This is a genomic window from Guyparkeria sp. WRN-7 (assembly GCF_001641825.1).
Taxonomy (GTDB): domain Bacteria; phylum Pseudomonadota; class Gammaproteobacteria; order Halothiobacillales; family Halothiobacillaceae; genus Guyparkeria.
Map to the genome: position 1 here is coordinate 95,969 of NZ_LRFH01000004.1, position 12,951 is coordinate 108,919.

Sequence of the window (12,951 nt, forward strand, 5' to 3'; positions counted from 1 at the left end):
GACTTATCGGTTGGAATGGTTGTTGGACTCGCGACGAAAGCCCGCCACCTCGCCGCTCACCGGCTGACCGACCAGCGAACGCAGGCGAAAGGCCGGTTTGGCCGGCGTCGGCCGGGCCACGCGCCGGGTGGCGTCGATCAGGTACAGACCATTGAGGAACCAGGCCCAGTCGCCGCTAATCCGGCGCAGGCGCTCGCAACGCCGGTAGGTCGCAGCGCGGCACCACGGCGCCACGCCGCCGGCAGGCTCGATCGCCTCGATCCGGTAGCCGAGCACACGCAGCCAGTCGACCACCCGCCAGGCCGGATGGTGATGCCCGAGTGCCAGCGGCGCGTGGCAACGCGGCCAGAACCGCGCGCTCAGGTGCAACAGGCTGGCCGGATTGACCCCCACCAGCAGCAGGCGACCTTCCGGACGTAGCGTCCGGTCGATCTCGCGCAGGATCTCGTGGGGGTTGCGCCTATCCTCGAGCACGTGCAGGGCGATCACCAGGTCGGCCGCCTCGCTCTCGATCGGCAGGGCATCGAGGTCGACCGGCATCCCCGTGCCCTCACCACCGGGCGGCCCGGCCATCACCTGGTGGCCGATGCGCAGTTGCCGGTTCCAGTCGAAGCGACGATCGAACTCGGGCCCCGCCTCGCCCAGAACCAGGGCGTGATAGCCGAAGGCTGTCTCCGCCCGGCGGGCGAGCAACTCGATCAGGTCGGCCGCCACCAGGCGACCGATCGGGCCGCGATACCAGTCGGCCGCGGCAACGCTGGCGGGAAGCTCGTTGGGGCTGACAGGCGGCTGGCTCACGGCGTGCAACGCTTCCTCGGGTTCAGTCAGGGAATCACTAGCCGGCCTCGCGCTCGCCGGGCGACCAGCGCACCACCCGCCGGCTGACAAGCATCAGGGCGAAGGCCAGCAGGCTGGCGACGGTCATCGCGGCGAAGGCCGTGCCGGGTTCCACTCTACCCCAGAGCAGCCCGGCGAGGTACAGGCCGAGCGCGGCTCCGCCACCGTAGCTCGCTGCCGACAGGATCGCCTGCCCGCGGGCATGGGCCCGGCCGGGAAACTGATGATCGATTACCCAGATGCCGACGGCGTGCGTCATGCCGAAACTGGCCGCATGCAGCAGCTGGGCGAACAGCAGCCAGCCGAACACGTCCGCCTGGTAGCCGATCAGCAGCCAGCGCAGCGCCATCAGGCCGATGGCGACCAGCAGCAGGAACAATGGCGCAAAGCGGTTGCGCAGGCCGGGCAGGAGGAAGAACAGCACGATCTCGGCGACCACACCCAGCGCCCACAGCAACCCGATGGCGGTCGCCGAGTAGCCGAGATCCGCGAGGTGGACGGAAAAGAAGGCGTAGTAGACACCGTGAGCGAGATTGATCAGGAACGAGCCGGCGAAGAAGCCGATCATCGCCGGCTCCTTGAGCCGGGCGCGGATCGACACCGGCAGAGCACCCGTCTCGCGCGGTACGCCCGGTTCCGGTACCCGAAACAGCACCACCGCCAGCGCGATCAGCGCCACGGCCATCAGCCAGGGCACGGCATCCAGACCGATGCGGTCGATCAGTGCACCCAGCCCTACCGAGGCGACGATAAAGCCGATCGACCCCCAGGCTCGCAGGGCCGGATAGCGCTCGGGCGCCGGGCCGGTCAGACGCAGCGCGGCCACGTCCAGCTGCGATAGCAGCGGCTGCCAGAAGAAGCCGAACAGCACCAGCAGCACCATCCAGCCGAGCAGGCCGGCCTCCAGGCCGCCCAGGAGACCGAGGCCGGCGGCAAGCAAACCGCTGACCACCGCGGCGGCGATCAGCCAGACGACCACCCGGCCGCTGTGGTCGACCACCCAGCCGAGCAGGGGCGGGGCGATCAGCTTCGCGGCCATCACCATGGCCAGCATTGCCCCAACCGTGTCGGGCGCAAAGCCCTGCTCGATCAGGTAGGGGCTGAAGTACGGCAGATAGACGCCGAGCCCGAGAAAGAAGGCGAAGTACCCGAGCCGGATCGGGTTGAGGCTGGCCGCCCCGCCCTGCCCTGCCGGCTGCGCGCTCATCGGCCCGGTGTCGAGCCTTCCCCGGCCGGCACCACCGGCGTGTCGGTGGTGAGATCACCGCACTGACCGCGTTGGCGCAGGGCGTGGTCCATCAAGGTCAGGGCGAGCATCGCCTCGGCGATCGGTGTGGCCCGGATGCCGACACAGGGATCATGGCGCCCGGTGGTGACCACCTCAGTGGATTCACCTTGCATGTCGACGCTCTGACCCGGCAGGCGGATGCTGGAAGTGGGCTTCAAGGCCAGGTGGGCGATGATGTCCTGACCGCTGGAGATGCCGCCGAGCACGCCACCGGCATGGTTGCTCTGGAAGCCCTCGGGGCTGATCTCGTCACGGAATTCGGTGCCGCGGGCAGCCACGCAGTCGAAACCGTCGCCGATCTCGACGCCCTTGACCGCGTTGATCCCCATCAGGGCATGGGCGATGTCGGCATCCAGACGATCGAACACCGGCTCGCCCCAGCCCGGCGGGCAGCCTTCGGCACGCACCGTGACCTTGGCCCCGACCGAGTCACCCGAGCGACGCAGATCGTCCATGAAGGTCTCCAGTTCCGACACCTGCGCGGCACAGGGCCAGAAGAACGGGTTCTCGCCGACGGCCGCCCAGTCGAAGCAGTCCTCGCTCAGGGTGATGGGTCCGAGCTGCGACAGGTGGCCGCGCACGGTGACGCCATGGTTCTCCGCCAGCCATTTCTTGGCAATCGCGCCGGCCGCCACCCGCATGGCCGTCTCGCGGGCCGAGGAGCGCCCGCCGCCTCGGTAGTCGCGCACACCGTATTTCTGCCGATAGGTGTAGTCGGCGTGGCCGGGGCGGAACTGCTCGGCGATCTTGGAATAGTCCTTGGAACGCTGGTCGACGTTCTCGATCAGCAGACCGATGGGCGTACCGGTGGTCTCCCCCTCGAACACCCCGGAGAGGATGCGCACCTGGTCGGGCTCGCGCCGCTGCGTGGTGTGCCGTGAGGTGCCCGGCCGCCGCCGATCGAGATCGGCCTGCAGGTCCGCCTCGGTCAGCGGCAATCCGGGCGGGCAGCCGTCGACGATCGCGCCGAGCGCCGCGCCATGGGATTCGCCGAATGTCGTGACCCGAAACAGGGTGCCGAAGGTGTTGCCTGCCATACGTGTGGTTCCAAAAACTGGCGGTCGATGTCGTGACGACGACCGGCTGCGCCCCGCGCGGGCGGCCTGTCGAGCATGATAAACTTCGCGGTCCGCGGCAGGCCGGGAAATGCCCGGCCCACCGACCGCAGAGCCGCAGAGTATACCTGTCCGATCCGGACACTGCCCAAGACCAGCCGTCCATGCCCATCGACCTCATCTCCGCCATCGACCGGCAGGCCCGTATCCGCCCGCAGGCGCATGCCCTGGGCGACCGGAAGCAGTGGCTGGACTATGCGGAACTGGCCGGCCGCCTGCAGGGGGCTCGACGCTCCCTGCAGGCGCTCGATCTCACCGCCGGCGACCGGGTGGTGGTCTGGGCCGGCAAGTCGGTCGACACGGTCCTCTGGCTGCTGGCGATGCTCGCCGAGGACATCGTTCCCGCCCCGGCCCACCCCGGGCTAAGGCCCGAACAGGTCGACCACCAGCTCGCCCGCTGCGAGGCGCGCGGCCTGCTTGCCGACCGCCCTCGGCTGACGCAATACGAGCAGCGAGACATCGACGCCGCCTGGGGCTGGTGGCCCGCCGGCGCCGAGGCACCGCAGGCGCTGGCCGAACCCGCGTCGATAGACCCGCTGGCCGAGACGCATGACGAACGGCAGCCGGACCCGGATCGCCTGGCGATGCTGTTCTTCACCTCGGGCAGCACCGGCCTGCCCAAGGGCGTGATGGTCAGCGAGGGCAACCTCGACACCGGCACGCGCGTGGTCGCCGACTACCTCGGCCTGCGCCCGGATGACGTGATCGCCGCCATCCTGCCGCTGGCCTTCGACTACGGCTTCTCGCAGATCACCACGGGCCTGGCCAGCGGCGCGGCCGTCTACCTGGACGACTACCTGCTGCCCGCCGACCTCAAGCGCCCGCTAGTGAGAGAGAAAGCGACGGTGTTCGCCGGCACGCCCGGTCTGCTGGTGCCGCTCTCCCAACAACCCTGGCTGGCCGATGCCCCGGCATTGCGCGTACTGACCAACTCCGGTGGGGCGTTACCGCTGGCCGCCGTCCGCCGACTGCGCGAGGCCCGCCCGGCAACCCAGCTCTTCCTGATGTACGGCCTGACCGAGGCCTTCCGCGCCACCTACCTGCCGCCCGACGAGGTCGATACCCAGCCGGGGGCCATCGGCTACCCGCTGGCCGACACGACCATCGGCCTGGTCGACGAGGAGGGCCGCCTGGTTGGGCCGGGCGAGAGCGGCGAGCTGGTTCAGGGTGGCCCGCTGGTGGCGCTGGGCTACATCAACGATGCCGAGGCCACCGCCGCACGCTTCCGCACCCCGCCGGCGGGCTGGCCGGACCCGCAGGCCGAACGGGTGGTCTACAGCGGTGATCGCGTGCGCATGGACGAGGCGGGACGCATGCACTTCGAGGGGCGACTCGACGAGCAGATCAAGGTCGCCGGCTTTCGCATCAGCCCCGAGGAAATCGAATCAGTCGCACACGCCGCGTCCGGTGTCGAGGAGGCCGTCGCCTTGGGACTGCCCGATCCGGAGCGCGGCAACCAGCGACTGCAACTGCATGTCGCCCCGGCACAGGTCGATGCCGACGCGCTGCGCCGTCATATGCGGCTTCATCTGGCACCCTATCAGCAGCCGGCCGAGATCATCACGCATGCCGCCCTGCCCCGCTCGGCCAACGGCAAGTTCGACCGCCAGGCATTGCTGAACCAGACACAGACGGAGGCGCACTGACCCATGGCGAAGCGCGACGCGATCGATCCCGCCAACGGCCACGAGGTGCTCGAGAACACGCTCGGACCACTGGCCGCATGCTGGGGCCGGGAAAACGGACATCTCGCCATCGATGGCCAGCCGCTTTCGAAGCGGATACCGCAGACACCGGCCTACCTCTACAGCCGGCGCTGCCTCGATGCCGCCGTCGCCTCGCTGCGGAGCGCCCTGCCCGAATCGATCGGCATTCACTACGCGATCAAGGCCAATCCCTTCCCGCCACTGCTGCGGCACATGGCCGGCCTGGTCGACGGCTTCGACTGCGCCTCGCTGACCGAAATGCAGCAGGCCAGCGAGGTGGCCGACTCGGGGCAGAAACTCTCGATCGCCGGCCCGGCCAAGTCGCGCGCCGAGCATCGCTTTGCGATCGAGAACGGCATCACCATCAACGCCGAGTCGGTGGGCGAACTCGAACGGATCATGACCGCAGCCCGCCTGAGCGGACAGCGTGCGCGGGTCGCCCTGCGGGTCAATCCCCCCTTCGCCCTCAAGGGCTCCGGCATGCACATGGGCGGCGGTGCCCGGCCGTTCGGCATCGACAGCGAGGCCATCCCGGCGCTCCTCGAGCAGCGCGCGGCACTGGCCGAGGGCGGTATCGACCTGGTGGGGCTGCACCTGTTCGCCGGCTCGCAAAGCCTGGATATCGAGGCGATCGCCGCGACACTCGATGCCTGGACCGAACTGCTGCGCGACTGGCAGGACAGCACCGGCTACACCCCGGGGGAACTGATCATCGGCCCCGGGCTGGGCGTGGCCTACCATCCCGGAGATCGTCCGCTGGATCTCGACACTCTGGCCCCGGCGTTTGCTCGTCTCGGCGAGGCGCTTTCCGCTCTGGGCGAGAACGGCGGCACGAACATCGACACCCGCCTGGAGCTGGGCCGTTTCCTGGTCGCCGCCGCCGGTGTCTATCTCACGCGCGTGGTCGACCGCAAGGTCTCGCGGGGGACCACCTATCTCGTCTGCGACGGCGGCATGCATCACCACCTCGCCCTGTCCGGCAATCTCGGCGCGGTGCTGCGACGCAACTGGCCGCTGGTGGCGGCCGATCACCTCGACGACGCGGCCAGCGAAACCGTGGATCTCGCCGGCCCGCTGTGTACGCCCCTGGACGTGCTGGGCAAGAAGCAGTCGCTGCCGCCGCTCGCACCCGGCGACTGGATTGCCGTGCTGCAGTCGGGCGCGTACGGGGCATCGGCCTCGCCCGGCGCCTTCCTTTCGAGGGACGCGGCAATGGAATTCCTGGTGTGACCACCGCCCGCGCCGCCGCCCGGCCGGATGCCGGTCGACACTTCCAGCGTTTTCTCCTGGTCAGCGCGGCGTTGCTGATTCTCTCCCTGCTCGCCAACCTGGTCATCGACCGGCCGGTCTTCTCGCTGATCCACGCCCTGATGCTCGCGGCGGTGGGACTGAGCGCCTGGATCGAGCGGTACTGGGGCTGGCGCGTGGCCAAGCGCTGGTTTCTCGGCGCGCTGATGCCCTACCTGCTCAGTTTCGCCTTCGTCGGCCAGCACCAGAGCTTCGACATCCTCTGGATGCTGCTCTTCCCGCCGATTGCCGCCTTCCTGGTCGAGCGCCCGCGCAGCCTGATCGGCTGGGATGCGGCATTCCTCTCGCTGGTGACGCTCACCTATACGCTCCACTGGACGCGCATCCTCCCGCTGGAATACAGCGACATTGCCCTGGGCAGCCAGTTGACCGCGCTGTTCTTCCTCGCGGTGATCAGCTGGTTCATGCAGGGATACAAGGCGCGGCTGGCCGACATGCAGCAGGCCTTCCAGGCACAACTGGAACGCCAGGTCGACGACGGTGTGCAACGCATCCGCGGACTGAACCGCGAGCTGGAATCCACCCAGACCGACCTGGTCCGCCTGCTGGGCGAGCTGTGCGAGGCGCGCTCGGAAGAGACCGGCAACCACGTCGCCCGGGTCGCCGCCTATGCCCGGCACCTGGCCGAGCTCGCCGGCCTGCCCGACGAGCACGTCACCGCGATCCATCAGGCCGCGCCATTGCACGACGTCGGCAAGATCGCCATTCCCGACCGGATACTGAACAAGCCAGGCCGTCTGACCGACGAGGAATTCCGCGAGATGCAGTCGCACACCCACCTGGGCCACGGCATCCTCAAGGCGTCCGGACGGCCTCTGCTACAGGCCGCAGCGACCATCGCCCACGAACACCACGAGCGCTGGGACGGCAATGGCTACCCGCGCGGCCTGTCGGGCGAGACCATCTCGATCGAGGGGCGGCTGGTGGCGATCGCCGACGTGTTCGATGCCCTGTCCTTCGAACGCGCCTACAAGCCGGCCTGGGAGGACGAGCGGATACGCGAGCTGTTCGCCGCCGAGCGCGGCCGCCAGTTCGACCCCGCACTGACGGACCTGTTCCTGGCCAACTACGACGCGTTCATTCGACTGCGCGACGGCGTCGGCTGAGCCGCTTCAGCCAGGCGTGTCGGGGAAACAGAGGCGCCGGACCGGGGCAAAGGAGCGGCGGTGGATGGGGCTGGGGCCCAGCTCGGCGAGGGCCGCGAGATGGGCCGGGGTGGGGTAACCCTTGTGCCGGGCCAGCCCGTACCCGGGGTGCTCGGCGTCCAGGGCAACGATCTGGCGATCACGTGACACCTTGGCCAGTATCGAGGCCGCGGCGATGGCCGGATCGGAGGCATCACCACCCACCAGCGCCCGGCCGAGCACCGGCAGCTCCGGGCAGCGATTGCCGTCGATGTGCGCCCGGTCGAGGGCGTGACCGTCATCCAGCAACGAGAGCACGGCCCGGCGCATGGCGAGCATGGAGGCATGCAGGATGTTGATCTCGTCGATCTCGGCCACGCTCGCCTCGGCGATCGCCCAGCCGGCGGCCCGCTCGCGGATCTCGTCGAACAGGGCCTCGCGACGGGCCTCCGTCAGCTTCTTGGAGTCGTCCAGGAGACGAATCGATCGGGCCGGATCGAGGATCACCGCCGCGGCGACCACCGGGCCGGCCAGCGGGCCGCGTCCGGCCTCGTCGACACCGCAGTAGCAGCCGGCGGCGTCCAGATCGTCAAACAGGTCCGCTTGCGGCATACTCGCGCTCATCGTCATCACTCATCTTGCTGCAGGGAGGCCAGCTTGAATTCATCGACGCACCAACCGCAGATCCTCATCGCCGCCGGCGAGGCCTCTGGCGACATGTACGCCGCCGAGCTGATGCCCCGCCTGAAGGAACGCCTCCCGGGGCTCACCGCCTTCGGCCTGGGTGGCGCCCAGTCGCGCGCTGCCGGCATCGACACCATCGTCGACATGGACCAGGTCTCGGTGATGGGCCTGGTCGAGGTGCTCCGTCATTACGGCCAGCTTCGAGCGGCGATGACCACGCTGGTCGAGGCCCTTGATCAGCGGCGGCCGGATCTGGTCATCGTGATCGATTTCCAGGAATTCAACCAGCGCCTGGCCAAGGAGGCCAAGGCACGCGGCATCCCGGTGCTGTTCTTCGTCGCGCCGCAGGTCTGGGCCTGGCGCCCGAACCGCGCCAAACACTTCAACCGCTATGCCGACCAGCTGGCCGTGCTGTTCGATTTCGAGGTACCGCTGTTCGCCCGCCACGGCCTGCCGACCACCCATGTCGGCCATCCGTTGATCGACCTGATCGACCGCGAGGCGCCCGATCGCTCGACCGCGCGCACCGCCCTGTCGCTGGGGACGGACGAGACCATCGTCGGCCTGCTGCCCGGCAGTCGCCGCGGCGAGATCGAGCGGCTGCTGCCGGTGTTTCTCGAGACGGCCGAACGCCTGCTGACCACCGACCCCGATCGTCGTTTTCTCGTTCCTCGCGCCGGCTCCATCGACGCCGAGTGGCTCGCCACACAGATCGATGCGGCCGACCTCTCGGATGCACTGCGCGCTCGGCTGACCGTCACCGACGCCGGTGCCCGTCAGGTAATGGCCGCGAGTGACGCGCTGCTGGTTGCCAGCGGCACCGCCACCCTCGAAGCCGCCCTGATCGGCACGCCCCAGGTGATCGCCTATCGCAGCAACGCGCTGACCTACGCGCTCGCAAAGCGCCTGGTACGGGTCGAGCACGTCGGCCTGCCGAACGTCATCCTCGGTCATGCCGCGGTCCCGGAACGTATCCAGCAGGAGGCGACCCCGACGCGACTGGCCCCCGACCTCGAGGCCATCCTCAGTCGCCGTGGGGCCCGGGCGCAGAAGGCCGAGCTCGGGGAAATCCGCGAGCGGCTAGGCGCCGGCGGCGCACTCGACCGCCTCGCCGATCTCGCCGCCCGGGTGCTAGCGGGGCGGGCCTAGTCCCCGCCGGTGAGGCGGCGCGGGTCCAGCAGGTCGGTCAGCGTCGCCTCGTCGAGATCCGTCATCTCGCGCGCCACGTCGATCACCGCCCGCCCCTCGGCGTAGGCCCGTTTGGCAATCGCCGCGCCGGCCTCGTAGCCGATCACCGGATTCAAGGCCGTGACCAGGATCGGGTTGGCGGCGAGATCGCGCTCGATCCGTTCCCGGTTGACGGTGAAGCCGGCGATCGCCTTGTCGGCCAGGAGCCGCGAGGCGTTCGCCGCCAGGGTGATCATCTCGTCGAGGTTCGCCGCCACCAGCGGGAACATCACGTTGAGCTCGAAGTTACCCGACTGGGCCGCCATGGCGATGGCCTGATCCAGCCCCTGGACCTGCACGGCGACCATCGCCGCCGATTCCGGCACCACCGGGTTGACCTTGCCCGGCATGATCGAGCTTCCTGGCTGCAACGCCGGCAGGCTGATCTCGCCCAGCCCGGCCAGCGGGCCGCTGTTCATCCAGCGCAGGTCGTTGGCGAGCTTGTGCAGGAAGGCCGCCACGCCGCGCAGGGCCGAACTCAGTGCAAGCGAGTCGTCCTGGACGCTCATGCCGGCGGCCGGTTGCGACAGCAGGGTGAACGGGCGCTCCCGCTCGAGCGAGCGGTTCAGCGCCTCGACGGCGGCCGCGGCAAACCCCTGCGGGGCGTTGAGGCCGGTGCCCACGGCCGTGCCGCCCAGCGGCAGGGCGAGATTGCGGTCACGCGCCTGTTCCAGGGAAAGGCGCCAGCCGCGCAGCTGCTCGACGTAGCCCTCGATCACCTGGTCGAAGCGGATGGGGGTCGCGTCCATCAGGTGCGTCCGCCCGGTCTTGACCACGTCGCGGAGCTCGCCGGCCCGGCCCAGCAGCACCGTCTCCAGGTGTGCCAGCGCCGGCAGCATGTCGTTCTCGACGCGCTGCACCGACATCACGCGGATGGCGCTCGGCACCATGTCGTTGGAGCTCTGGCTCATGTTGACGTGATCATTGGGATGCACGTCCGCATCGCCGGACAGGTGGGCGATCACCTCGTTGACGTTCATGTTGCTCGAGGTGCCCGAGCCGGTCTGATAGACGTCGACCGGGAAGGCCTCGCGGAACCGCCCTTCCGCCAGCCCGCTCACCAGGCGCCCGGCCACGCTCGCGATCGCGTCGGCACGAGTGGCGTCGAGTGCACCGATCTGCTGATTGCCGCGCGCGCAGGCCGCCTTGATGCGGCAGAGCGCGTCGATGAAGGCGACCGGCATGGGTCGGCCGCTGACCGGGAAGTTGTCAACGGCGCGCTGGGTCTGCGGGCCGTAGAGCGCATCGGCGGGCAACCGCACCTCGCCCAGGCTGTCGTGCTCGATGCGTTCGGCGGGATTGGTGGCAGTCATGGTGTCGGAACGGTCAGAGGTGGAAACGGAATGGCGGGGTCGCGACGCGCCCCGTCGACATCAGCGCGTGATGCCGCGGTCGCTTTCGCGGATGAAGTCGAGCATCTCGGCGAGTGCCGGTTCGGTCTCGGCGGCCTGCTCGAACTCGGTCCAGGCGAGATCGTCGCCCTGGCGCTTGACCAGCTGGCGGAAGCAGCGGTTGAGCAGCGTGATGGTCTCCTGCGAGAAACCGCGCCGCTTGAGGCCCTCCTTGTTCAGGCCGATGGCACGCGCCCGGGCTCCGTCCGCCATGACGAAGGGCACCACGTCCTTGGAAACCTTGGAGAACCCGCCAATGAAGGCATGCGGGCCGATGTGGCAGAACTGATGCGCCACGGCGAATCCGCCGAAGATGGCGTACTCGCCCACCTCGACATGGCCGGCCAGCGAGGCGGCATTGGCAAGGATGACGTGGTCGCCGACCAGGCAGTCGTGGGCGACGTGCGCATAGGCCATCACCAGGATGTCGGAGCCCAGTCGGGTCAGTCCGCCGCCACCACCCGTGCCACGGTGGATGGTGGAGAATTCGCGGATGCGGTTGCGGTCGCCGATCTCGAGAAAGGTCCGCTCACCGGCGTACTTGAGGTCCTGCGGCACCTCGCCGACGACGGCATGACTGAAGATGTGGTTGTCTTCGCCGATGCGGCAAGGTCCCTTGATCACGGCGTGCGACTCGACGACCGTGTTGGCGCCGATCTCGACCTCGCCCTCGATGATGGCAAAGGGGCCGACCGACACGCTCTCGTGCAGCCGTGCCTCGTCGCTGATGATCGCGGTCGAATGAATCACTCGGTCACTTCCTTGGCCACGCACTTGACCGTTGCCCGGGCGGCGAGCTCGTCGCCCACGCGCGCCTCGCAGTTGAAGATACCCATGCCGCGCGCCATGCGCTTGATCTCGACGCGGATGGTCAACTGATCACCCGGCTCGACCATGCGACGGAAGGTGACGTCGTCCAGGCCCACCAGCATGTAGAGCGCGTCATCCTTGGGCCCGCCGCCGTTGCTGCGGAAGGCGAGCACGCCGGTGGCCTGCGCCATCGCCTCGGCCACCAGCACGCCGGGCATGATCGGGCGGACCGGGAAGTGACCCTGGAAGAACGGTTCGTTGAATGTGACGTTCTTGATCGCCACCAGATACTCGTCGGGTGCCCAATCCACCACACGGTCGATCAGCAGGAACGGGTAGCGGTGCGGCAGGAGCTCCATGATCTCCTGCACGTTCATGATGTTGTCTTCGCTCACGAGTCTTCCTCACGCGTCGGCGCGTCGCCGAGCTGTTTTTCCAGTTGTTTTACCCGGCGCGCCAGCCGGTCGAGTTGTTTGAAGCGCGCGGCATTGCGGTGCCAGCGCTCGTTGCTGTCCAGCGGGGTACCGGCGGAGTACACGCCCGGCCGGTGAATCGAACGGGTAACCATCGACATCCCGGTGATGTGGACGTTGTCCGCCAGCGAGAGATGCCCGGCCAGGCCGACACCGCCCCCGAGGGTGCAGTGGCGACCGACCTCGCTGGAGCCGGCCAGGCCAGCGCAGCCGGCAACCGCCGAGTGCTCGCCAATGCGCACGTTGTGCGCGATCTGGATCAGGTTATCCAGTTTGACCCCGTCGTCGATCACGGTGTCGTCGAGCGCCCCACGATCGATGGTGGTGTTCGCTCCGATATCCACATCGTTGCCGATCACCACGCGCCCCACCTGCGGCACCCGCCGCCAGGCACCCTGGTCCTGGGCGAGCCCGAAACCGTCGGAGCCGATCACCACACCCGGCTGGAGCACGCAACGCGCCCCGATGACGCTGTCGTCCAGCACGGTCACGCGGGCGAGCAGGCGTGTCTCGGCGCCGATGATGACATTGCCTCCGACCATGCAGCCGGGGCCGATCTCCGCCCCTGCCTCGATCCGGCAGCCCGCACCGACAACGCTCTGCGGCCCGATGCTTACGCTTGGATCGATGTCGGCATCATCGGCCACCACCGCTGTCGGGTGGATGCCCGGCGTCGGCGTCGGGCGCGCGTACAGTCGGTCAAGCGTATGGGCGAAGGCAAGCCGCGGGTCGCCGACGACGATGGCCGGCACGCCGGCTGGCAGACTCGCGCGACCGGCCTCGTTGGTAATCACCAACCCGGCGCGTGTCTGCGCCGCCACACTGGCCGTCTTGCGATCGCCGTCGTAGTAGGCCACTTCGCTGCCGTCAGCCGAGGCCAACGAGGCCGCCCCCGTGATACGGGTAGCGGCCTCGTCGGTCACTGCGGCGTCGAGCCAGGCGGCGATTTCGCCCGGGGTCGCGCTCGTGCTGGCGGGAATGCTCACCG

At 68.9% G+C, this 12,951-nt stretch carries 12 protein-coding genes; 4 read left to right on the plus strand and 8 right to left on the minus strand.

All coding sequences use genetic code 11. The annotated features are described in order from the left end of the window. Nucleotides 1-3 precede the first annotated feature (3 nt). The 3 genes from AWR35_RS03045 to aroC are packed head-to-tail and all read right to left on the minus strand — an operon-like array spanning nucleotide 4 to nucleotide 3,162. Complete coding sequence (locus tag AWR35_RS03045; protein ID WP_156413917.1) at nucleotides 4-798, minus strand: methyltransferase domain-containing protein; 795 nt, start codon at nucleotides 796-798, stop codon at nucleotides 4-6. A gap of 37 nt (nucleotides 799-835) precedes the next feature. Continuing rightward, entirely contained in the window at nucleotides 836-2,044 is a 1,209-nt protein-coding gene (locus AWR35_RS03050) for an MFS transporter (RefSeq protein WP_058574488.1), read from the minus strand. Next, nucleotides 2,041-3,162 carry a chorismate synthase gene (gene aroC, locus AWR35_RS03055; RefSeq protein ID WP_058574489.1) on the minus strand — a complete coding sequence of 374 codons (1,122 nt, stop codon included), beginning with the start codon at nucleotides 3,160-3,162 and terminating at the stop codon, nucleotides 2,041-2,043. The genes AWR35_RS03050 and aroC overlap by 4 nt, the downstream gene beginning before the upstream one ends. Before the next feature lie 182 nt (nucleotides 3,163-3,344). Here aroC and AWR35_RS03060 point away from each other — a divergent pair, with 182 nt between their 5' ends. Genes AWR35_RS03060 through AWR35_RS03070 form a run of 3 tightly spaced genes read left to right on the plus strand, consistent with a single transcriptional unit; the run spans nucleotide 3,345 to nucleotide 7,360 of the window. After that, nucleotides 3,345-4,886 (plus strand): AMP-binding protein, encoded by a 1,542-nt coding sequence (locus tag AWR35_RS03060; protein WP_058574490.1) that lies wholly within the window; start codon nucleotides 3,345-3,347, stop codon nucleotides 4,884-4,886. 3 nt (nucleotides 4,887-4,889) lie between these two features. Next, complete coding sequence (locus AWR35_RS03065) at nucleotides 4,890-6,176, plus strand: alanine racemase (RefSeq protein ID WP_066185048.1); 1,287 nt, start codon at nucleotides 4,890-4,892, stop codon at nucleotides 6,174-6,176. Further along, the gene (locus AWR35_RS03070; RefSeq protein WP_058574491.1) at nucleotides 6,173-7,360 is read left to right on the plus strand and encodes an HD domain-containing phosphohydrolase; all 1,188 of its coding nucleotides are present in this window, start codon (nucleotides 6,173-6,175) and stop codon (nucleotides 7,358-7,360) included. Before AWR35_RS03065 ends, AWR35_RS03070 begins: the two co-directional genes overlap by 4 nt. Before the next feature lie 6 nt (nucleotides 7,361-7,366). Here AWR35_RS03070 and rnhB read toward each other — a convergent pair whose 3' ends face one another. Next, nucleotides 7,367-7,990 (minus strand): ribonuclease HII, encoded by a 624-nt coding sequence (rnhB, locus tag AWR35_RS03075; RefSeq protein ID WP_156413927.1) that lies wholly within the window; start codon nucleotides 7,988-7,990, stop codon nucleotides 7,367-7,369. 45 nt (nucleotides 7,991-8,035) lie between these two features. Here rnhB and lpxB point away from each other — a divergent pair, with 45 nt between their 5' ends. Next, a complete protein-coding gene (gene lpxB, locus AWR35_RS03080; protein WP_058574492.1) occupies nucleotides 8,036-9,211 on the plus strand; it encodes a lipid-A-disaccharide synthase in 1,176 nt (391 codons plus the stop codon). Here the strand turns inward: lpxB and AWR35_RS03085 are convergent. The 4 genes from AWR35_RS03085 to lpxD are packed head-to-tail and all read right to left on the minus strand — an operon-like array spanning nucleotide 9,208 to nucleotide 12,949. Then, complete coding sequence (locus AWR35_RS03085; protein ID WP_058574493.1) at nucleotides 9,208-10,602, minus strand: class II fumarate hydratase; 1,395 nt, start codon at nucleotides 10,600-10,602, stop codon at nucleotides 9,208-9,210. The two genes, lpxB and AWR35_RS03085, sit on opposite strands and share 4 nt — an antisense overlap. Nucleotides 10,603-10,662: 60 nt before the next feature. Next, the gene (gene lpxA / locus AWR35_RS03090; RefSeq protein ID WP_058574494.1) at nucleotides 10,663-11,430 is read right to left on the minus strand and encodes an acyl-ACP--UDP-N-acetylglucosamine O-acyltransferase; all 768 of its coding nucleotides are present in this window, start codon (nucleotides 11,428-11,430) and stop codon (nucleotides 10,663-10,665) included. After that, complete coding sequence (fabZ, locus tag AWR35_RS03095) at nucleotides 11,427-11,867, minus strand: 3-hydroxyacyl-ACP dehydratase FabZ (protein WP_058574665.1); 441 nt, start codon at nucleotides 11,865-11,867, stop codon at nucleotides 11,427-11,429. The genes lpxA and fabZ overlap by 4 nt, the downstream gene beginning before the upstream one ends. 14 nt (nucleotides 11,868-11,881) lie before the next feature. After that, complete coding sequence (gene lpxD / locus AWR35_RS03100) at nucleotides 11,882-12,949, minus strand: UDP-3-O-(3-hydroxymyristoyl)glucosamine N-acyltransferase (RefSeq protein ID WP_058574495.1); 1,068 nt, start codon at nucleotides 12,947-12,949, stop codon at nucleotides 11,882-11,884. Nucleotides 12,950-12,951: the final 2 nt, after the last annotated feature.

Coding starts and splice junctions, on each gene's coding strand:
- AWR35_RS03085 (WP_058574493.1), bottom strand. CDS start 10,602: ATGACTGCCACCAATCCCGCCGAACGCATCGAGCACGACAGCCTGGGC.
- AWR35_RS03065 (WP_066185048.1), top strand. CDS start 4,890: ATGGCGAAGCGCGACGCGATCGATCCCGCCAACGGCCACGAGGTGCTC.
- rnhB (WP_156413927.1), bottom strand. CDS start 7,990: ATGCCGCAAGCGGACCTGTTTGACGATCTGGACGCCGCCGGCTGCTAC.
- aroC (WP_058574489.1), bottom strand. CDS start 3,162: ATGGCAGGCAACACCTTCGGCACCCTGTTTCGGGTCACGACATTCGGC.
- fabZ (WP_058574665.1), bottom strand. CDS start 11,867: ATGAACGTGCAGGAGATCATGGAGCTCCTGCCGCACCGCTACCCGTTC.
- AWR35_RS03050 (WP_058574488.1), bottom strand. CDS start 2,044: ATGAGCGCGCAGCCGGCAGGGCAGGGCGGGGCGGCCAGCCTCAACCCG.
- AWR35_RS03060 (WP_058574490.1), top strand. CDS start 3,345: ATGCCCATCGACCTCATCTCCGCCATCGACCGGCAGGCCCGTATCCGC.